Source organism: Aminobacter sp. P4_D5 (genome assembly GCF_056401815.1).
The window spans coordinates 1-509 of record NZ_JBFUIP010001455.1 but is presented as its reverse complement, the minus strand read 5'-3'; the positions used below and the strand labels follow the sequence as shown (position 1 = coordinate 509).

Sequence of the window (509 nt, the reverse complement as noted above, 5' to 3'; positions counted from 1 at the left end):
CTTCTACCGCGACAGCCGCCTGCGCGCGGAACCGCTCTCGCAGGAGATGCTGCTGCCGCTCGCCGCCGTCGCGATCAGCGGCATGGCGCTGGCGCTCTTCGCCAATGCGAGCCGCCTGCAGGACGACTACTGGTGGGAGGTGGTGCTGACCCAGGGCCCGCCGATCCAGCTCCGCTTCGCCGTCGGGATCACGGTGCTGCTTCTACTGATCGGGCTTGTGCGGCTGCTGCGGCCGGTGCGCATCCTGCCGGCAGCCTATGACCAGGCACAGCGCGCGGTGCTGGCGGCGCTCGGTGCCGCCCTGCCCGCCCAGGCCGAGGGCGTGCTCTGGGGCGAGGCGGGGCGTGCGGGCTTCGCCTTCTCCAAGGCGGGCCCGATCTGGATCGGCCATGGCGACCCCGCCGGCGACGTGCGCGACGCCGTCTCGGCCATCTGGCGCTTCCGCGACCTTTGCGAGCGCAACGGTGCGCGCGCGGCCTTCGTGGGCGTGGGGCCGGCCTATCTGCGCG

At 73.5% G+C, this 509-nt stretch carries 1 protein-coding gene; it reads left to right on the top strand.

What is annotated here, in order from left to right:
• Positions 1–509, top strand: a 509-nt coding sequence (locus AC1DWF_RS38935; protein ID WP_476843722.1) for a phosphatidylglycerol lysyltransferase domain-containing protein, incomplete at both ends; no start/stop codon positions are given.